A 19129-nucleotide genomic window follows, 5' to 3' on the forward strand; every position below is an offset into this window, starting at 1 on the left:
GACAGCGTGACGCCAGTAACGAGTCGATCGGATGGACGCTGAGCTTTCCGGTTTTCGCCTGCACTGTCTCACCGGATTTCAGTTGGCTGCGATACCGTTCTGCTTCAGCACCACCGAAATTTCGTCAAGGATTGCCGGATCGTCGATCGTGGCGGGCATCTTCCAGGGCATTCCGTCGGCGATCTTCTGCATCGTTCCTCTCAGGATCTTGCCTGACCTTGTCTTTGGCAAACGTTCGACCTTCATGACAGTCTTGAATGCCGCTACAGGCCCGATTTCGTCTCGAACCAGTTGAACAACCTCACGTTGGATCGCCGAAAAGTCCCTGCTGACGTTGTTCTTCAGGACCAGGAAGCCGCATGGAATCTGGCCCTTCAATTCATCGGCAATACCGATGACCGCGCATTCGGCGACATCCGGATGCATCGCGCAAACCTCTTCCATCGCACCCGTCGACAGACGGTGGCCGGCGCAGTTGATGATATCATCGGTGCGCGCCATGACGAAGACGTAGCCATCCTCGTCGACCATTCCGGCATCCGCCGTCTTGTAGTAACCCGGGAACTCATCAAGGCAGGACGACCGGAAACGCTCGTCGGCATTCCAGAACGTGACCAGGCACCCCGGCGGCAGAGGCAGTTTTACGACCAGGTTGCCAAGAGTCCCGGACGGTACCGTGTGGCCCGCGTCGTCGAGTATCTCGATACGGTAGCCGGGCATCGGAACGGCCGGCGAGCCGTATTTAACCGGAAGAAGTCCCAATCCGACAGGATTGGCAGCGATGGCCCAGCCCGTTTCCGTCTGCCACCAATGATCGACGACCGGTATCTTGAGGTGTCTCTCCGCCCATTTGATGGTCTCCGGATCGGCTCGCTCACCGGCGAGGAACAGGGTCCGGAGCCCCTTCAGATCATATTTTCGGATATGTTCGGCATCCGGGTCTTCTCGCCGGATCGCTCGAAACGCGGTAGGCGCTGTGAACAATGCCTTTACGTCGTGCTCCGCACAGACCCGCCAGAACGTTCCGGCGTCAGGTGTGCCGACCGGCTTGCCTTCGAAGATGACCGTGGCGTTCCCTGCGAGCAGGGGTCCGTAAACGATGTAGGAATGCCCGACGACCCAGCCGATATCCGAAGCAGCCCAGAAAACTTCGCCGGGTTTGACGCCGTAGATGTGCTTCATTGTCCAGGCGAGGGCGACCATGTGCCCGCCATTGTCGCGCACGACGCCCTTTGGCTGGCCGGTGGTGCCAGAGGTGTAAAGAATGTACAGCGGATCTGTTGCGCCGACCGGAGTACAGGCTATCTCGGTTCCCTGGGCCTTTTCGACCTCGATGGCGTGCGCGAAATCCACATCGCCGTGCTCGTAGCGCAGGGGGGCGTGCAACTGGTCCCGTTGGAGAATGAAGCAATACGCGGGCTTGGTTTTCGCCATATCGATGGCATGGTCGAGGAGCGGTTTGTAAGCAACCACGCGACCTGGTTCCAGACCGCAGCTTGCGCTGATGACGGCCTTGGCCTCGCAATCATCTATGCGCGTCGCGAGTTCGTGCGCTGCAAACCCGCCGAAGACCACCGAGTGCACGGCACCGAGCCTTGCGCAAGCCAGCATTGAGAACACAGCCTCGGGGATCATGGGCATGTATATTATAACCCGGTCACCCTTGCCGATGCCGTGGTTCTTCAAGACGGCTGCAATCGCCTTCACCTCGGCGAGGACGTCGTTGTAGCTGTAGATCCGCTTCGTGCCGGAGGCGGGACTGTCGTAGATAACGGCCGTCTGCTCACCACGGCCGGCATCGATATGCCGGTCGATGCAGTTGTGGCATGTATTGGTTTCCGCCCCGGCAAACCACCGCCCGTACACGCCCTCGGACGGAGAAAATACCTCGGACGCTGGTTTAAACCAGTCGATGCCCTCCGCAGCAGTCGCCCAGAAGGCCTCTGGATCATGCTCCCAGGTTTCATAAACCTCCCGGTAACGCTCCGACATGACTGTTCCTCCCGACGCCAGTGCACCTGACCCTATTTAGGGGAACGAGGCTGCCGGTGGAAAGCCAGACGAAAGCGGTATCGGATTTGCTCTTCGTCAAATCGTCGGGTTATCGCGAGCCGAAAATGGCGGAGCCAACCCTCACATTCGTCGCCCCGAAGGATACGGCCGTCTCGAAGTCCCCCGACATTCCCATCGACAGTCGCTCGACACCTGCCTCTTTCGCGAGCTTTGCAAGGAGCGCGAAATGGGGGCCAGGGTTTTCGTCGACAGGAGGAATGCACATCAATCCGATCACGGAAAGTCCCAGTTGCTCACGGCAGAAAGCAACAAAGGCGACGACCTCCTTCGGATCGATGCCGGCCTTCTGCGGTTCGAGACCGGTGTTCACCTGTACATATACTGGCAACTGACGCCCCTGCCTGCGCATCTCGTCGGCAAGGGCGCGTGCGATCTTCTCCCGATCCACCGTCTCGATGACATCGAAAAGGGAAACGGCGTCAGCGGCCTTGTTCGACTGGAGCGGGCCGATCAGATGCAACTCCACGCCGGGCGTTTCAGCTTTCAGAATGGGCCATTTCTGTTGTGCCTCCTGCACTCGGTTTTCACCGAATACACGCTGTCCGGCCATTATCGCATGACGAACGATATCTGCATCGAAGGTCTTGGAGACGGCCACCAGCTGCACCGAACCCGCTGGGCGCCCGGCGTCGCGCGTTGCGCTGTCGATGCGGCCCAATATGTCCAGAAGCCGTTCTTCAAGCGTCATGATCATTCCGTTCCCTGTCTGCCGTCTCTGGTTGGATCGAACGTGCCATCCCATATGTAGGCTGTCTTAAAACCACGCTACCCCTTCTTGTCAAAGAGGAAGCTGTAAGGCTGGCCCTAAACTTGACGCTTGGGCGGTTTCATGGTGAAGGTCTCGCCCAACCTCTCCTGATTTCCGGAATAACACGACATGAGCAGCGAACGTTACAACCCGCGCGAAGCCGAGCCTCGTTGGCAGTCCCGATGGACCGAGGGCGAGGTCTTCAAGACAGACAATGATGATCCGCGGGAGAAATACTACGTCCTCGAAATGTTTCCGTATCCCTCGGGCCGGATTCACATGGGACACGTTCGCAATTACGCCATGGGCGATGTGGTTGCCCGCTACAAGCGAGCGCGCGGCTATAACGTTTTGCATCCGATGGGATGGGACGCTTTCGGCATGCCGGCGGAAAACGCCGCGATGCAGAACAAGGTTCACCCGAAGGACTGGACCTACCAGAACATTGCGACCATGCGCGGACAGCTGAAGTCCATGGGGCTTTCGTTGGACTGGTCCCGCGAGTTCGCGACGTGCGACGTGGACTATTACCACCGTCAACAGCATCTCTTCCTCGATATGATGGAGAAGGGACTGGTCTATCGCAAGCAGTCGAAGGTCAACTGGGATCCGGTCGACCAGACGGTTCTGGCAAACGAACAAGTGATCGATGGCCGCGGCTGGCGGTCCGGTGCGCTGGTCGAACAGCGCGAGCTGACGCAGTGGTTCTTCAAGATAACCGCGTTCAGCCAGGATCTGCTGGACGCTCTGGACGGTTTGGATCAGTGGCCCGAGAAGGTCCGCCTGATGCAAAAGAACTGGATCGGCAGATCGGAAGGCTTGTCCATTCGCTGGCAATTGACCGACGCAAGTGCTCCGGCTGGTTTCAACGAGCTCACCGTTTACACGACGCGGCCGGACACCCTTTTCGGTGCATCGTTCATGGCGATCGCGGCAGATCACCCGTTGGCAAAGGCCGTTGCCGAAGGCAATCAGGAGATTGCCGCATTCTGTGAGGAATGCCGTCGCGCCGGCACGTCGCTGGCGGCTCTTGAAACCGCCGAAAAGAAGGGAATGGATACAGGTATCAGGGTCCGTCATCCCTTCGACTCTTCGTGGGAACTCCCCGTCTACGTCGCGAACTTCGTGCTGATGGACTATGGAACGGGTGCCATCTTCGGCTGCCCGTCCGGCGACCAGCGCGATCTGGACTTTGCGAGAAAGTATGGTCTCCCCGTTGTGCCTGTCGTCAGGCCCAGTGACTCGAACGATGAGAACTTCTCGGTCGGCGACACTGCCTATGATGGCGATGGCGTCATGATCAACTCGCAATTTCTGGACGGCATGTCCAACCGGGAAGCCTTCGACGTGGTGGCCGACAAGTTGTCAGGCACGCTTCTCGATGGGGCTCCCCAGGGTGAGCGGAAGGTGAACTTCCGTCTCCGTGACTGGGGTATTTCAAGACAGCGCTATTGGGGCTGCCCAATACCGGTCATCCATTGCGACAGCTGCGGCGTGGTCCCGGTCCCGAAGAAGGACCTGCCCGTGAAGCTGCCGGACGACGTTACGTTCGATGTTCCCGGAAACCCGCTGGACCGCCATGCCAGCTGGAGACATGTCGCCTGCCCGGTGTGCGGAGCAGCTGCCCGGCGCGAAACCGATACGATGGATACATTCGTCGATTCGAGCTGGTACTACGCACGGTTCACAGCACCATGGCAGGACGAACCGACGGATCCCGATGTCGCCAGCCGGTGGCTGCCGGTCGACCAGTACATCGGCGGCATTGAGCACGCCATTCTGCATCTGCTCTACTCGCGGTTTTTCACCCGCGCGATGCGCGAGACCGGCCACGTCTCCCTCTCGGAACCATTCAAGGGTCTGTTCACGCAGGGCATGGTGGTTCACGAAACCTACAGGCTGGGAAGTGGCGCCAACGGTCAGTGGGTATCTCCAGCGGAGGTCCGGATCGAGGAAGTGGAAGGCACACGGCGAGCCGTCCTGGCCGCCAGTGGAGAAGAGGTCGCGATCGGCTCCATCGAAAAAATGTCGAAGTCCAAGAAGAACGTGGTCGACCCTGACGATATCATAGCGTCATACGGCGCGGACACCGCGCGCTTCTTCGTTCTGTCGGATTCCCCGCCGGATCGGGATGTGATTTGGTCCGAGGCTGGGGTGGAAGGAGCTCATCGTTTCGTCCAGCGTGTCTGGCGACTGATATCCGAGGCGTCTGAGGTTCTGCGAACCGTGAAGGCGAATCCGGCTAAGGACGGCAGCGGCCTGATCATTTCCCAAGCAGCCCATAAAACCTTGGCGGCTGTGCAGGGAGATTACGACCGGCTGTCGTTCAACAAGGCCGTAGCCAGAATGTACGAGCTTGTGAATGTTCTGGCCGGTCCGCTGACCAGGGTTACCGCGGAACCCGCTGACGAAGCCTACATCGCTGCTGTTCGTGATGCTGTCGAGATTCTTATCCATCTGATTGCACCGATGACCCCGCACTTGGCGGAGGAATGCTGGGCCACCCTTGGCAATGAGGGTCTGGTGTCACAGGCGCGGTGGCCGCAGGTCGATCCCGCGCTGGTCGTCGAGAACGAAATCGTCCTTCCCGTGCAGATCAATGGTAAGAAACGCGGTGAATTGACAATTGCGCGCGACGCGACCCAGAATGAAGTTCAAGATGCTGTTTTGGCGCTGGATTTCGTTAAGAGTGCACTTGATGGCCAGAAGCCGAAGAAAATCATCGTTGTGCCGCAAAGGATCGTGAACCTTGTCGTTTAGTCGTGTCCCTCTCCCGGTGCATCGCGTGCGCGCGACTTTGTGCCTCTTTGCAATCGCCATTGTCCTCCAGGCCTGCCAAGTTCGTCCACTCTACGATGACACGTCCGCAGCCGCCGAAAAGCTAGCGGCCGTGACCTTCTCGGAAGCGACCGATCGCGTATCGCTGGCTGTCCGAAACCATCTGGTGTTTCTGACATCCGGCGGCGCGGGAGAGCCGGTAACGGCAGAGTACGAGGTCGAACTCGACGTAAAATCCCAAACCATCGGCGTATTGCTGGAACAGTCTTCAGATACCGCCAATGCAGGTCGTGTGGTCGTGACCGGTGATTACGTCGTTCGCCGTGTCAGCGATGGCACCGTGTTGCGCTCAAGCCGGAGACAGGCCGTGGCTCTGGTCGACTTTCCGTCGCAGGAGTTCGCCAAGTTGCGCGCCATCCGGGATGCGGAAAACCGGGCGGCCAGGCAGCTTGCGGAACTCATACGCGCCGATTTGGCGACTGTCCTCGGCCGTTAGAGAAACGGCGACGGATAGGCGAAATGACCGAACTGAAGTCTCATGAATTCGATTCGTCGGTCGCAAGAATCTCGAAATCTTTCAGGATATTCGTGTTCTACGGGCCGGATAGGGGACTTGTCTCGGAGCGAGCATCCGAGATTGCCGCATCCATTGGTATCCCATTGAACGATCCATTCGCGGTGGTACGGTTGGACGGATCGGACCTCCAGGGGGATGCTGGACGCCTGGTGGACGAGACACGGTCTCTCGGTCTTTTCGGCGGCGACAGGCTGGTCTGGATCAAAGCCAGCGGAAGCGAAAAGGCTCTTACCGATGGCTTGGAGATAGTTGCCGAAGGGCGGCTGGAAGGCTGTCACCTCATCATTGAGGCGGGCGACGTCAAGAAAGGCGCGGCTCTTCGCAAGATTGGGCAGTCATCATCCAATATCGCTATGGTCCCTTGTTACGCGGACGACAATCGCGCAATAAGTGCACTCATCGACGCGGAACTCTCGAAAACCAGGCAACACATCACCCCCGCAGCTCGGGAGTATCTCCTCAGCCTGCTCGGAGGCGACCGCCTGGCATCGCGCAATGAATTGAGCAAGCTTCTTCTATATTGCAAAGGTGCGGACCAGATCGACCTGGAGCAGGTGTCCGATATCATCGGCGACGCGAGCGTCGTCTCGGTGGACGAGGCTGTCGACGCCGTGCTGAAGGGCGACCGCGAGGGCTTCCTCCACGCCGCAAAGAAGGTGGTCGCGTCGAAGACGCCTGTTTTCATGATGCTTCAGGCGTGCCTCAAGCAGTTCCAGCAGCTCGATGCCATGCGCTCGGAGATGGAAGACAAACGCCTCCAGCCGGGACAGATATTACAAACCGCCAGTCGCGGCATACATTTTCGCAGGAAGCCTCTCGTCGAACGGGCCTTGCGGGGCTGGTCATCATCGGATCTGTCGCGGGAAACCGCGCGCCTACAGTCGGCGATATTGCAGACACGCCAAAAGAACGCGCTGGAGGCGAACATCGCCATATACACGTTGCTTTCGACAACGCTTCAGTCCGCGCGTCGATTGCGATAACGAACCTCTAGGACTGACCAGATTCCAGCAGTCTGCAAACCACCTCGAGTTGGTCGAGACTTTTATAATTGATGCGTATCTGGCCGCCATCTCCCTTGTGGCTTATCGTCACCGCCAATCCGAGCCGGTCCGACAGACTACGCTCGAGTGCGACGGTGTCGGAATCCTTGGGCTCCTTGGCCGCTCCAGCGGAAGAGATCGTTTCACCTCGGATATGATTCTGCGCCAGGCGCTCCGCGTCGCGGACCGACAGTCCCTTGTGCACGATGGTCTTCGCCAGCCCGACCGGGTCTCCCGTCGACACCAGCGCTCGGGCGTGTCCGGCGGAAAGAGAACCTTCAGCCAACATTGTCCGCACTTCGTCTGGAAGCTTGAGAAGTCGTAGACTGTTGGCAACGTGGCTACGGCTCTTGCCGATAACCTCGCCCAGGTCGTTTTGTGTATAACCATGCTCGGCGATCAACTGCTCGTACCCGAGCGCTTCTTCGAGCGGGTTAAGGTCAGAACGCTGGACGTTCTCGACAATGGCAAGCTCAAGCGCCGTCCGGTCGTCGACATCTCGCACTATGACGGGAATTTCGACCAGACCGGCCAACTGCGCTGCTCTCCAGCGCCGCTCACCGGCGATAATCTCATAGCGGTCCGATGATAGGGTGCGAACAACGACCGGCTGCACGATACCGTGCTGGCGGATGGATCCCGCCAGATCCTGCAGCTCGTCTTCGTTGAAGTAACGCCGTGGATTGCGAGGATTACGGGAGATGAACTCGATGGGAACCGAGCGATCTGGATTGACGGCGGATTTCCGAGCCGCACCATCCACCGGTTGATCCATTTCGCCGATCAGCGCCGCCAGCCCCCGACCCAGCCTGCGTTTCGAATGATCATCACTCATGCTTCACTCACTTCAATAGGGCAATAACTGTATCAGGCGGCCGCCTTGCGTTGACGCTCGCGTTGTATGACCTCGGACGCCAGCTGCAAATAGGCTTGGCTCCCCGCACACTTCAAATCGTACAGGATTGCGGGCTTCCCGTAAGAGGGAGCTTCGGAAACACGAACATTACGGGGAATAAGCGTGTGATAGACCTTATCGCCTAGATGCGTTCTCACGTCGGTGACAACCTGCTGGGCAAGATTGTTCCGCGCGTCGAACATCGTCAGCACGATACCCTGTATGTCAAGGCTCGGATTGATCGTCTGGCGCACCTGGTTGATCGTTTCAAGCAACTGACTCAGGCCCTCCAGAGCAAAGAACTCACACTGCAGCGGCACCAGTACGGAATGTGCCGCTGCCATAGCGTTCATAGTCAGAAGATTGAAGGACGGCGGACAATCGAGAAGGATGTAGCTATATTCGCCTCTCAGATGATCGAGTGCCTTTTTGAGACGAAAGACCCTGTCATTTTGATGGGCGATTTCCATCTCGAGACCGAGCAAATCAAGTGTGGAGGGCACGATTGAGAGATTGGGGACCGCTGTCTTCAGGGCTGCCGCTGAGAGCGTCTGCTCCCCCGTCAGGACATCGTAGGACGAAAGGCGACGTTCTTTGCGCTCGATGCCGAGTCCCGTACTGGCATTACCCTGTGGATCGAGGTCGACGATCAACACCCGCTCACCGATTGCAGCGAGCGCTGTCGCCAAGTTTATCGCGGTGGTCGTCTTGCCCACCCCACCTTTTTGATTGGCGATTGTGATGACTCGAGTCAATTCGATTGCCATGCCGCACCTGATCAACGGTTAATAGTTGCGCGCCAGACTCTTAACGTCGAGGATCACGGAGTCGGCTTCGATAGCGCTACGATGTAATACCAGATCGAACTGCCAGCGGTCACGCGCTTTGTCGATTTCCGCACGGTAATCCCGCCCTTTATGAAACAAGCCTCGGGCCGACTGCGAGAGCCACGGAGCTGAATACTCGAATAGCAGATCTAGACTTGCCAGCGCGCGCGCTGAAACAATGTCTGTCTCGATGTCATTTTTGGCGAAGTCTTCAATACGGACGGCATGTACCTCACCACGACCACCGGTCTCCAGAAGCGCGGCGCGAAGGAACGACGCCTTTTTTTGGTTGCTCTCGACGAGATGAACCCAACCGTCACCACGCTCGGCCATTAGAATAGCAATGATCAGTCCGGGGAAACCTGCCCCGCTCCCGAGATCGATCCAACGTTTCGGCAACTCAACGAGTGACGCTAATTGCAGACTGTCTGCAATATGTCGTGTCCATATGTCTTTCTTCGTGGACGGCCCGATCAGGTTGATTTTGGCGGACCATTTTTCCAGGCAGTCAACAAAGACCTTTAGCTTATCCACTGTTTCACGTGAAACACCATCTAAGAAATCGTTCGATAGCGAGTTCACGACGCTTCTCTCTCCAAATCGCGTTCTTGTCGCTTTAGCGTGGCAAGGATCAATGCGACTGCCGCCGGGGTCATTCCATCGACTTTTGAGAGCTGATAGATATTTTCCGGTCTCGCTGCGTGAAGCTTCGCCTGGAGCTCCCGAGAGAGCCCCGGCATTCCATGAAAATCAAAGTTCGGCGGAATTTTACGCTGTTCTTCTGCGCGGATACTGACAGCGTCCACGTTCTGCCGATCAACATAAACAGCATAAGTCGCCTCGTTGCCGAGCGCCTCCACCACCTGTCTGTCGGCCGACCGCAGCTGCGGCCAGAGAGCGCTCAGGTGATCCCAGCTGATGTCGGGGTATGAAAGTAGCTCCAATCCATTGCGTCTTCGCCCGTCCTGATTGACGGAGAGACCAGCCGCCGCCGCTTCTTTCGGCGTGATTGTCAGTTCCCGCAACATCCTGCGAGCATCCTCGATCTTCTGCTGAAAGCGGCCAAACTTCGCAGCACGGTCATTTCCGACACAGCCAGCCCGAATCCCCATGGGTGTCAGTCTCAGATCGGCGTTGTCTGCACGAAGAGTCAGCCTGAACTCAGCGCGTGACGTGAACATCCGATACGGCTCCATCACACCGCGTGTGGTGAGATCGTCAATCATCACTCCGATGTAGCTCTCCGTTCGACTGAAAGCGACGGGCTCGCGGGAGCCGGCCCTCAAAGCGGCATTCAGTCCCGCCACGAGGCCCTGTGCTGCCGCTTCCTCGTATCCCGTCGTGCCATTGATCTGGCCGGCGAGGAAAAGACCTGACACCTGCTTGCACTCCAGAGTGTTCGATAGCTGCTTGGGGTCGACATAGTCGTATTCAATGGCATATCCGAACTGTTTGATCGCGACCTTTTCCAAGCCTAATATCGTGCGGATAAATGCTTCCTGCACGTCTTCAGGCAGGGACGTCGATATTCCGTTTGGATACACGGTGTTGTCGTCCAGCCCCTCGGGCTCAAGGAATATCTGGTGGCCGTCCCGCTCGCCAAACCTGCTGATCTTATCCTCTATCGAGGGGCAGTACCGTGGTCCCGTTCCCTTGATCTGACCCGAATACATCGCGGAAAGAGACATGTTCCGCTGAATTATCGCATGAGTCTCACGCGTCGTACGCGTTATTCCGCATTCAATCTGCGGAGTCGTTATCCGGTCCGTCATAAACGAGAAGGGAACGGGATCTTCATCTGCTGGCTGCATTTCGAGGCTATTCCAGTCAATCGTGTCGCGGTCCAAACGCGCCGGTGTACCCGTTTTGAGCCGGCCCAGTCTGAGCCCAAGATGTTCAAACGTTCTCGACAATCCCGTAGTTGGCGCTTCTCCGACGCGGCCGGCGGGGATCATTTTGGTACCGATATGAATCAGCCCATTCAGGAACGTGCCGGTGGTTATCACCACGGCTCCAGAGGAAAGGTTAGTGCCGTTGGCCAAAGTTACGCCGATCACGCTATGGTGATCTAGAACCAGATCAGAAACGTCCCCTTCAATCACGTCCAGACTGTCGATGGCCGCGATTGCCGCTTGAACCGCTTCTCTGTACAGCTTGCGATCGGCCTGTGTCCTCGGACCTCGAACCGCCGGACCCTTTTTCCGATTCAACAACCGGAACTGAATTCCCGCCGCATCCGCACAACGACCCATCAAACCGTCGAGAGCATCAATCTCGCGAACCAGGTGTCCTTTACCCAAACCACCTATCGCCGGATTGCAGGACATGACGCCGAGAGCGGCACGCTTATGGGTGACAAGCGCAGTACGACAGCCGAAACGTGCCGCTGCTGCTGCGGCTTCGCAACCGGCGTGCCCGCCCCCAACAACAATTACGTCATAGTCCATAGTCTTCACCGTTGTGTTTCACGTGAATCATCACTTGCCGATGCAAAACTCTGAGAAGATAGAATCCAACAACATTTCGGTGTCGATTCTACCTGTGATCCTGCCGATCTCATCAGCTGCCTTACGCAACAATTCCGCGCGGATTTCAAGGTTAAGATGCGTCTCGTCCAGCGCACGGCGCAACCAGTTCAATCCGCAAACGAGGTGCTCCACCTGCCTCACCCTTCCGGGAACGAGCGACATACCGGCACCCTTACTCTCTATCTCGCCGATAATTAACTGATGCAGCGCCGTCAAGCCGGTGCTGTCTCGAGCGGAGATCAAGATATCATAGCCTGATGCGGGTCTTCCCACGATCGCGTCGAGTTTGGTACCAATGGTTCGTATCGACACCGAGTCGATGTCACCCGGAGTAATAGGTGGTAAAGAAGCTTCATTGAGGGCCAGGACAAGATCCGCCGATTGCATGGCGACCTTGGCGCGCTTTATTCCCTCCCGTTCGACCACATCGTCAGTCTCCCGAAGTCCTGCCGTGTCGGAAAAGCGAACGAGATAGCCGCCGATATCAACGTCGCAATTGATGACGTCTCGCGTCGTCCCAGCTACCTCGCTGGTAATGGCCACATCTCTCTCGGCAATGGCGTTCAGAAGCGTCGACTTACCGGCATTCGGAGGCCCGACCAATGCAACCTTATATCCGGCCCGAACCACCTCACCTCTGTTGGCGCCACTGATATGCTCCGCCAACTCTCCGGCCAGGCTTCCTAGTTGCTCCCAGATCCGGTTGCTGACGTCGTCCGGAATATCGTCTTCCTCAGGAAAGTCGAAGTCGGCCTCTATCGAGGCCCGGGCAGCCAGCAGCACTCCACGCCACCGCTCGTAGAGCTCGGACAAACGACCAGACGCATGCTCGAGAGCCTGCTTACGCTGCATCTCGGTTTCGGCAGAAAGAAGGTCCGCTAGTCCTTCTATCTCGATCAGATCGACTTTCCCGTTCTCCAGCGCCCTGCGCGAAAACTCGCCGGGCTCGGCCATTCGACAATTGGGTCGTTTCCCCAATTCACCCAGCAGTGCGGCCACTACTGCTCTGCTCCCATGCACGTGGAATTCAACACAATCTTCGCCCGTGAAAGATTTGGGACCCTTGAACGCCAACACCAGACCTTGATCGATCGTCTCCCCAGTTGACGTTCTCAATTCCCGTACGGACGCCACCCTGGGAGATGGAACGGATCCGGCAAGTGTCTCGCAAAGCCTGAAGGCCTCAGGCCCGCTGATCCGCACGACCGCGACACCTGCGGGCAGGGCACCTGAAGACAAGGCGAATATCGTATCAGTTGAACTCATCATGGACCTTAATGCCAGCGACGTCCCACCAGAACAGCTTAAGCAAAAACGCCCCACACTCGGCGGGGCGTTAGTTCTTTCTGCGAATACCCAGAACTCAGGTGTTCATGGAATCGAAGAAATCCCCGTTGTTTTTTGTCTGTTTGAGCTTGTCGATAAGGAACTCGATTGCATCGGTCGTTCCCATGGGCGCAAGAATACGACGAAGAACAAAGATCTTCTGCAGATCCTGCCGAGGAACGAGCAAGTCTTCCTTTCGTGTCCCGGACTTCAGGATATCCATAGACGGGAATATGCGCTTGTCCGCAACCTTCCTGTCCAGAACGATTTCGGAGTTGCCGGTACCCTTGAATTCTTCAAAAATAACTTCATCCATACGGCTGCCGGTATCGATCAGAGCCGTTGCGATGATTGTAAGCGATCCACCTTCCTCGATATTGCGAGCGGCGCCAAAGAACCTTTTTGGACGTTGCAAGGCATTTGCATCGACACCGCCGGTCAGCACTTTGCCCGACGACGGCACCACCGTGTTGTAGGCCCGCCCGAGACGCGTGATCGAATCCAGCAGGATAACCACGTCCCGTCCATGTTCGACGAGACGCTTTGCCTTCTCGATGACCATTTCCGCGACCTGAACGTGTCGTACGGCCGGCTCGTCGAAGGTGGACGAAATTACCTCGCCACGAACCGACCGCTGCATGTCGGTTACTTCCTCCGGACGCTCGTCGATCAGAAGGACGATCAGATAGCATTCAGGGTGATTGGCGGTGATGGAATGGGCGATGTTCTGCAACAGTACGGTCTTACCGGTTCTCGGTGGTGCCACGATAAGTCCGCGCTGACCCTTACCGAGCGGCGCCACCAAGTCTATGACGCGTGCCGACAAATCCTTGGATGTCGGATTATCCAGCTCCATCTTGAAGCGCTCGTTCGGATAGAGCGGCGTCAGATTGTCGAAATGGACCTTGTGCCGGATCTTTTCGGGATCCTCGAAATTGATCGTGTTGACCTTCAGCAGCGCAAAGTACCGTTCGCCTTCCTTCGGGCCACGAATCGGCCCCTCCACCGTATCCCCGGTTTTCAGCGAGAACCGACGGATCTGAGACGGCGATATGTAGATATCATCCGGACCCGGAAGATAATTGGCGTTGGCGGATCGCAAAAAGCCGAAACCGTCCTGCAAGACTTCGACCACCCCCTCACCAATGATCTCGACATCCTGCGAGGCCAGCATCTTCAGGATCGCAAACATCAGTTCCTGCTTTCGCATGGTACTGGCGTTTTCGACCTCAAGCGATTCAGCGAAAGTCAGAAGATCGGTAGGGGACTTGCTCTTAAGTTCTTGTAGCTTCATTTCGGCCATGAAGAGTAACCACGTACATTTCGAATTCAGGGGAGAGCGGCGTGTTCGTTGCGTTTCGGCTTAATTGCGAGGGGAGCGCAAATTATGGAATGCTACGCAGGCCACGAGGATGAGGTTGCGGGAAAATAGCCTGTCGGCCAATCAGCCGCAAGGCAAAAAGGAAGAAACTGCATTACCGCAGTCACGCCGCCTAGAACGGCTTCACTACAACGAGGATCACTATGACAATCATCAAAATTGTCGGAACCTCGTTCGTAATCCTCCAGAATCTCCCATTCCCTATATACGTGCCTTTTGCAAAAGCGCCAACGGCCCGACCAAAATAAAAGTGCGCAGCCGTCAGAACGACGACAGATAGCAACTTGAGATGAAGCCATCCCCCGCGAAAGCCGAAGACATCCCATGCAAGATACAGTCCGAAGACCCATGACAAGATCATCGCTGGTGTCATTATGAACCGGAACAGCCGACGTTCCATGATGGAAAATGTCTCCGCCTGGACTGAATTCGGCTGAGCATCGCAATGGTAGATGAACAGCCTCGGCAGATAGAGAAGGCCGGCCATCCACGATAGCACCGCGATCACATGCAGCGCCTTTATCCAGAGGTAACGCTGTCCATCGTCGAGGAGAAAAAGCGCCAAGGCGCCCGCAACGAAGACCGAGAGCGCTATCATGGCCCTGCGCCCCGCAGAGCGGCCCTTGTCCCTGGATTCACTCATAACCTGTTCCGGATACGCTTGACGAGGCGATCAACATTCTCTGGATCCGCCTGCGGCGTAATGCCATGACCAAGGTTGAAGATGAAGGGTCCTCCGCCCAAAGCTTCCAGTATTCTGTCCACGCCTTCGTCCAGTGCCGTGCCGCCCGCGACTACCCTCAACGGGTCCAGGTTGCCCTGAACCGCACCCTCACTCTGCAGCTCCTTCGCGAAGGACAGAGGGACTGTCCAGTCGAGGCCGATCGCGTCTGCCTTGGTGATCCGGCGGTAATCTCTCAACTGAACGCCAGCGCCTTTAGCAAAAGCGATAACCTTCGCTCCTGGACGCCGCGCCCGAACCATCTCGATCATACGGGCTACCGGACGGGCACAGAATTTCTCGAACTCAACCTCTCCCAGCACGCCGGCCCAAGAATCGAAAATCTGCACAGCGTCGGCGCCGGCATCCAGTTGATCAACGAGATAGCCTGCGGAGATCTCAGCAAGAACATCGAGGAGACGGGCGAACTCTAAGGGGTTCTGATAGGCAAAGAGACGCGCGGGTGCCTGGTCGGGTGTTCCATGTCCCGCGATCATATAGGTGGCGACTGTCCAGGGAGCACCGCAGAAGCCGAGCAACGTCGTTTCATCGGGCAACGCAGAGCGGAGACTTCGAACGGTTTCCATTACCGCTGAAAGCTTGTCCGACGAATAAGCTGCCTCCAAGCGCGCTATGTCGTCCACGGTGATCGGATCCATTTGTGGTCCATGACCTTCCGTGAACCGAACATTTCGTTTCAGCGCATCGGGGATCACCAAAATATCGGAGAACAGGATCGCGGCGTCGAAACCGAAGCGCCGGATCGGCTGCAGTGTGACCTCGGTGGCCAGTTCAGGCGTGTAGCAAAGGTCCAGGAAACTTCCTGCCTGCGCACGTGTCTGTCGATACTCCGGCAGATAGCGCCCTGCCTGTCTCATGAGCCAAATCGGAGGTGGGCTTAAAACCTCCCCGTCGAGCACATCAAGGAGGCTGCGTCGGTGTTTTTTCACAGGGGTCCCTCTAACCAAGAAAGATAGTTTGAATCTTTTTCTATTTCTAAGAGTCTATGGGTATCAAGGATTATCAGTGTCGCACAGCCCATCAACAGCAGCTTCCCATTCGACTGCATTCGAACGAAAATCGCCTAGCGGCGGGGATAACAATATCGGATACCAAATAACTGTGATTTTATAAGGTGTTACAGGAAATTTTCTATTCTGTTTGCTGTGGACAACCTCTGAATTTGGCGATGTCACGCCTCACTTTTACCCATTGTTAACACCCCTGCCTATGCGATACCGATGGAGCGCGGGCGTGTGGATAAGTTGGCTGTCGACCCACAGCCTCTCGAGATGGGGTTCACGCTTCGCGAGGTTGTCCCCGGTTATCAACAGCCACGGAACCAAAACGTGGAGAACAAGAAAATCTTCTTCCATCTTCACCTGATTTCGGATTCGACAGGTGAAACGCTGATCTCGGCCGGGCGTGCCGTATCGGTGCAATTTCGGGACTTCTCTGCCATAGAGCATGTCTATCCGTTGATCCGAAACCGCCGACAGCTCGAAAGCGTCGTTGAGGAGATAGATAGGCAACCGGGTATCGTTCTCTACACCGTGATCGATCAGGAATTGTCGGCGCTGCTGCAGGAGCGTTGCCACTCCTTGGGAGTGCCGGCGGTAAACGTCTTGGAACCGGTTATGGCGACGTTTCAGTCCTATCTCGGCGTTTCGTCTCGCCGTCGGGTCGGCGCACAGCATGCGTTAACGGAGAACTATTTTGCCCGTATAGAAGCGCTGAATTACACGATGGATCACGACGATGGGCAGATGGCCGACGATTACGATGATGCGGATGTCGTTATCGTGGGTATAAGCCGGACCTCGAAGACCCCGACAAGCATCTACCTGGCCAATCGAGGAATCAAGACGGCGAATATTCCCATCGTACCGGGAATTCCGCTTCCCGATGCCCTTTTCAGCGCAACACGTCCTCTGATCGTCGGCTTGATCGCCACGAGCGACCGCATTTCTCAGGTACGGGAAAACCGCGACCTGGGCTCGGTGGACCTGTTGCGCGAGGGTCGGTATACGGACCGCGCTGCAATTGCCGAGGAACTGAAACACGCCCGGTCCATCTGCTCGAGACATCAATGGCCGATCATCGATGTAACGCGCCGCTCGATCGAGGAGACCGCCGCGGCGATCTTGGCGCTGAGACCCAAGCTTCGCTAGGCCGGTATGACGGAGACATTTACTTATGACAACGCGGCTGATCCTCGCTTCGACAAGTCCCTTCCGAAGGGCGCTTATGATGAATGCCGGCCTGGCATTTGAATGGGAGGATTCCGGTGTCGATGAAAGGGCGATAGAGGACGCTGAGGGCAGGTGGGATCCGGTAACGCTTGCCGCTACACTTGCCAAAGCCAAAGCGGTGGCGGTCAGCCTACGAAACCCGTCAGCGCTGGTTATCGGCTCGGATCAGGTATTGTCGTTGCAAGGGCAACTTCTTCACAAATCAAAATCGATTGCTGACGCGCGGGAAGTTCTTCTCAGGCTGCGTGGGCAAACACATGAGCTCAACAGCGCAGTGGCGGTCGCCGTGGATGGACAGATTGTCTGGGAGCACGTGGATATCGCGCGCATGTCGGTAAGGGAGTTTACGGAAGAATTCCTCAGCTACTACGTGGAGTCAGTCGATGAGAAGGTGTTGCGAAGCGTCGGGGGATATCAGCTTGAGGGCGTTGGCGTACAACTGTTTGACAGGATCGATGGCGATTATTTCACGGTACTCGGTCTACCGCTCGTTCCTCTACTCGACTTCCTGAGAAGAGTAGGAGCAGCACATGCGTGATTCACGTGAAACACAGTTAATAAGAGCTTTCATTCTGGGTTTCCCCGTCAAGCACTCACGCTCGCCGCTCATCCATAACTACTGGATACGCCAGCTAGGCCTCCATGGCGTTTACGAAAAGATCGAGGTGGCGCCGGAAAACATAAGGGCTTTCTTTGACCGGCTTAGAAGTTCGGAGTCGGGCTTTGTTGGCGGGAATGTCACGATTCCGCATAAAGAAGCGGCCGCTGCCTATGCCGATCATTGTGACGACGTCGTGAGAGAAATCGGCGCGGCGAACGTTCTTTGGCTTGAGAACGGTCGACTTTACGCCAGCAACACCGACGCTGCGGGCTTCCTCGCGTGCCTAGATGAGGAGGCGCCAGGATGGGATAAAACGCAACGTGCCGTGGTCATGGGCGCCGGCGGTGCGAGCCGATCCGTCGTTTATGCGCTAAGGCAGCGCGGTCTGTCGGAAATCCACGTGGTGAACCGCACCCTGGATCGAGCGCAGGAGCTGGTCGATCGCTTCGGGGCGAAGGTTCACGCACATCAAATGGACAGCATTGGCGAGGTCATTGCAGGGGCTGGGCTCTTTGTGAACACGACATCCCTGGGAATGGGCGGCAGCAACGTACCGGAGTTGCCTTTTGACAGGATGGCATCGAATGGTGTGGTGAACGACATCATCTACACTCCGCGGCTTACGCCGATCCTGATGCAGGCGGCTCGCGCCGGTCGGGTTTCGGTGGGTGGACTTGGAATGTTGTTGCATCAGGCGGTCCCGGGCTTTGAGAAGTGGTTTGGCCAAAGACCGGAGATAACGGACACGCTTCGTCAGATGATCATCAGCGACGTGGATCGAGAGACATGATTCGTCTGGGTCTCACCGGCTCTATCGGCACCGGGAAATCGACAACGGCTCGAATGTTCGCGGAAGAGGGTCTTCCCGTAAACGACGCCGATGAGGTTGTTCACCAACTGTATCGCGGAGAGGCCGTGCCGGCAGTGAAAAAAGCCTTTCCCGAGAGTGTGCTCGACGGCCGTGTCGATCGCCAAATCCTGTCGGGATTGCTAGCTAAGAATCCGGCTAGGTTTCGTGAATTGGAAGCAATCGTTCACCCCTTGGTGGTCCAGAAAGAACGTGAATTTTTACTATTCCAAAAGGCCGCGGGCGCTGACATCGCAGTGCTGGACATACCCCTTCTGTTCGAAACAGGCGCCAACCAGAGGGTCGACAAGGTCGTTGTCGTGACCTGCGACCCCGAGACCCAGCGGCACCGCGTGATGGCGAGACCTGGGATGACGGAAGAAAAGCTGAGGATGATTCTGTCGCGCCAGATGCCAGACGAGGAAAAGCGTCGACGGGCCGACTATGTGATCGATACGGGTCGCGGCATGGCAGACGCCAAAGAGCAGGTCCGGACAGTAATAGACGGCTTGAGAAATTTAGGAAAGTAGCC

At 56.9% G+C, this 19129-nt stretch carries 17 protein-coding genes; 7 read left to right on the plus strand and 10 right to left on the minus strand.

Features of this window, described 5'->3' with window-relative positions:
• Nucleotides 1–78: 78 nt before the first annotated feature.
• Complete coding sequence (locus tag J5J09_RS00740; protein WP_208547819.1) at nucleotides 79–1992, minus strand: propionyl-CoA synthetase; 1914 nt, start codon at nucleotides 1990–1992, stop codon at nucleotides 79–81.
• Between the two features lie 109 nt (nucleotides 1993–2101).
• Nucleotides 2102–2761 (minus strand): YggS family pyridoxal phosphate-dependent enzyme, encoded by a 660-nt coding sequence (locus tag J5J09_RS00745; protein WP_208547820.1) that lies wholly within the window; start codon nucleotides 2759–2761, stop codon nucleotides 2102–2104.
• Between the two features lie 189 nt (nucleotides 2762–2950).
• On the opposite strand from J5J09_RS00745, the gene leuS reads away from it, so the two are divergent.
• Genes leuS through holA form a run of 3 tightly spaced genes read left to right on the plus strand, consistent with a single transcriptional unit; the run spans nucleotide 2951 to nucleotide 7159 of the window.
• Nucleotides 2951–5581: a leucine--tRNA ligase gene (leuS, locus tag J5J09_RS00750; protein ID WP_208547821.1), complete on the plus strand. Its 2631-nt coding sequence runs from the start codon at nucleotides 2951–2953 to the stop codon at nucleotides 5579–5581.
• Nucleotides 5582–5597: 16 nt separating this feature from the next.
• Complete coding sequence (gene lptE / locus J5J09_RS00755; protein ID WP_208552939.1) at nucleotides 5598–6095, plus strand: LPS assembly lipoprotein LptE; 498 nt, start codon at nucleotides 5598–5600, stop codon at nucleotides 6093–6095.
• 23 nt (nucleotides 6096–6118) lie between these two features.
• A complete protein-coding gene (gene holA / locus J5J09_RS00760) occupies nucleotides 6119–7159 on the plus strand; it encodes a DNA polymerase III subunit delta (RefSeq protein WP_208547822.1) in 1041 nt (346 codons plus the stop codon).
• Nucleotides 7160–7166: 7 nt separating this feature from the next.
• Here holA and J5J09_RS00765 read toward each other — a convergent pair whose 3' ends face one another.
• The 8 genes from J5J09_RS00765 to hemE all read right to left on the minus strand — a co-directional run bounded on the left by J5J09_RS00765 (nucleotide 7167) and on the right by hemE (nucleotide 15847).
• Nucleotides 7167–8054 (minus strand): ParB/RepB/Spo0J family partition protein, encoded by an 888-nt coding sequence (locus J5J09_RS00765; protein ID WP_208547823.1) that lies wholly within the window; start codon nucleotides 8052–8054, stop codon nucleotides 7167–7169.
• A 32-nt stretch (nucleotides 8055–8086) separates the two neighbouring features.
• Nucleotides 8087–8881: a ParA family protein gene (locus tag J5J09_RS00770; RefSeq protein ID WP_208547824.1), complete on the minus strand. Its 795-nt coding sequence runs from the start codon at nucleotides 8879–8881 to the stop codon at nucleotides 8087–8089.
• Between the two features lie 18 nt (nucleotides 8882–8899).
• Nucleotides 8900–9523, minus strand: a complete 624-nt coding sequence (rsmG, locus tag J5J09_RS00775; protein ID WP_208547825.1) for a 16S rRNA (guanine(527)-N(7))-methyltransferase RsmG — start codon at nucleotides 9521–9523, stop codon at nucleotides 8900–8902.
• Nucleotides 9520–11388: a tRNA uridine-5-carboxymethylaminomethyl(34) synthesis enzyme MnmG gene (gene mnmG / locus J5J09_RS00780; protein WP_208547826.1), complete on the minus strand. Its 1869-nt coding sequence runs from the start codon at nucleotides 11386–11388 to the stop codon at nucleotides 9520–9522. The genes rsmG and mnmG overlap by 4 nt, the downstream gene beginning before the upstream one ends.
• A gap of 30 nt (nucleotides 11389–11418) precedes the next feature.
• A complete protein-coding gene (gene mnmE, locus J5J09_RS00785; protein WP_208547827.1) occupies nucleotides 11419–12738 on the minus strand; it encodes a tRNA uridine-5-carboxymethylaminomethyl(34) synthesis GTPase MnmE in 1320 nt (439 codons plus the stop codon).
• A gap of 94 nt (nucleotides 12739–12832) precedes the next feature.
• Nucleotides 12833–14098, minus strand: a complete 1266-nt coding sequence (rho, locus tag J5J09_RS00790; RefSeq protein ID WP_208547828.1) for a transcription termination factor Rho — start codon at nucleotides 14096–14098, stop codon at nucleotides 12833–12835.
• 190 nt (nucleotides 14099–14288) lie between these two features.
• On the minus strand, nucleotides 14289–14819 hold the full coding sequence (gene hemJ, locus J5J09_RS00795) for a protoporphyrinogen oxidase HemJ (RefSeq protein ID WP_208547829.1): 531 nt from the start codon (nucleotides 14817–14819) through the stop codon (nucleotides 14289–14291).
• A complete protein-coding gene (gene hemE, locus J5J09_RS00800; protein ID WP_208547830.1) occupies nucleotides 14816–15847 on the minus strand; it encodes a uroporphyrinogen decarboxylase in 1032 nt (343 codons plus the stop codon). The genes hemJ and hemE overlap by 4 nt, the downstream gene beginning before the upstream one ends.
• 399 nt (nucleotides 15848–16246) lie before the next feature.
• Here hemE and J5J09_RS00805 point away from each other — a divergent pair, with 399 nt between their 5' ends.
• From J5J09_RS00805 to coaE, 4 genes are read left to right on the plus strand one after another with little or no spacing between them, the layout of a single operon-like run.
• On the plus strand, nucleotides 16247–17068 hold the full coding sequence (locus J5J09_RS00805; RefSeq protein WP_208552940.1) for a pyruvate, phosphate dikinase/phosphoenolpyruvate synthase regulator: 822 nt from the start codon (nucleotides 16247–16249) through the stop codon (nucleotides 17066–17068).
• A 25-nt stretch (nucleotides 17069–17093) separates the two neighbouring features.
• Complete coding sequence (locus J5J09_RS00810; RefSeq protein WP_208547831.1) at nucleotides 17094–17687, plus strand: Maf family nucleotide pyrophosphatase; 594 nt, start codon at nucleotides 17094–17096, stop codon at nucleotides 17685–17687.
• Nucleotides 17680–18540 carry a shikimate dehydrogenase gene (locus J5J09_RS00815; RefSeq protein WP_208547832.1) on the plus strand — a complete coding sequence of 287 codons (861 nt, stop codon included), beginning with the start codon at nucleotides 17680–17682 and terminating at the stop codon, nucleotides 18538–18540. The genes J5J09_RS00810 and J5J09_RS00815 overlap by 8 nt, the downstream gene beginning before the upstream one ends.
• Nucleotides 18537–19127 carry a dephospho-CoA kinase gene (gene coaE / locus J5J09_RS00820; protein WP_208547833.1) on the plus strand — a complete coding sequence of 197 codons (591 nt, stop codon included), beginning with the start codon at nucleotides 18537–18539 and terminating at the stop codon, nucleotides 19125–19127. The genes J5J09_RS00815 and coaE overlap by 4 nt, the downstream gene beginning before the upstream one ends.
• Nucleotides 19128–19129 lie beyond the last annotated feature (2 nt).

It is taken from the genome of Ciceribacter sp. L1K22, assembly GCF_017599385.1.
In the GTDB taxonomy this organism is placed as follows: domain Bacteria; phylum Pseudomonadota; class Alphaproteobacteria; order Rhizobiales; family Rhizobiaceae; genus Allorhizobium.

Excerpts from the sequence above, each read along its gene's own strand:
- J5J09_RS00745 (WP_208547820.1), bottom strand. The coding sequence starts at position 2,761 with ATGACGCTTGAAGAACGGCTTCTGGACATATTGGGCCGCATCGACAGC.
- mnmG (WP_208547826.1), bottom strand. The coding sequence starts at position 11,388 with ATGGACTATGACGTAATTGTTGTTGGGGGCGGGCACGCCGGTTGCGAA.
- holA (WP_208547822.1), top strand. The coding sequence starts at position 6,119 with ATGACCGAACTGAAGTCTCATGAATTCGATTCGTCGGTCGCAAGAATC.
- mnmE (WP_208547827.1), bottom strand. The coding sequence starts at position 12,738 with ATGATGAGTTCAACTGATACGATATTCGCCTTGTCTTCAGGTGCCCTG.
- J5J09_RS00810 (WP_208547831.1), top strand. The coding sequence starts at position 17,094 with ATGACAACGCGGCTGATCCTCGCTTCGACAAGTCCCTTCCGAAGGGCG.
- leuS (WP_208547821.1), top strand. The coding sequence starts at position 2,951 with ATGAGCAGCGAACGTTACAACCCGCGCGAAGCCGAGCCTCGTTGGCAG.
- J5J09_RS00765 (WP_208547823.1), bottom strand. The coding sequence starts at position 8,054 with ATGAGTGATGATCATTCGAAACGCAGGCTGGGTCGGGGGCTGGCGGCG.
- J5J09_RS00770 (WP_208547824.1), bottom strand. The coding sequence starts at position 8,881 with ATGGCAATCGAATTGACTCGAGTCATCACAATCGCCAATCAAAAAGGT.
- rho (WP_208547828.1), bottom strand. The coding sequence starts at position 14,098 with ATGGCCGAAATGAAGCTACAAGAACTTAAGAGCAAGTCCCCTACCGAT.
- J5J09_RS00815 (WP_208547832.1), top strand. The coding sequence starts at position 17,680 with ATGCGTGATTCACGTGAAACACAGTTAATAAGAGCTTTCATTCTGGGT.
- J5J09_RS00740 (WP_208547819.1), bottom strand. The coding sequence starts at position 1,992 with ATGTCGGAGCGTTACCGGGAGGTTTATGAAACCTGGGAGCATGATCCA.
- coaE (WP_208547833.1), top strand. The coding sequence starts at position 18,537 with ATGATTCGTCTGGGTCTCACCGGCTCTATCGGCACCGGGAAATCGACA.
- hemJ (WP_208547829.1), bottom strand. The coding sequence starts at position 14,819 with ATGAGTGAATCCAGGGACAAGGGCCGCTCTGCGGGGCGCAGGGCCATG.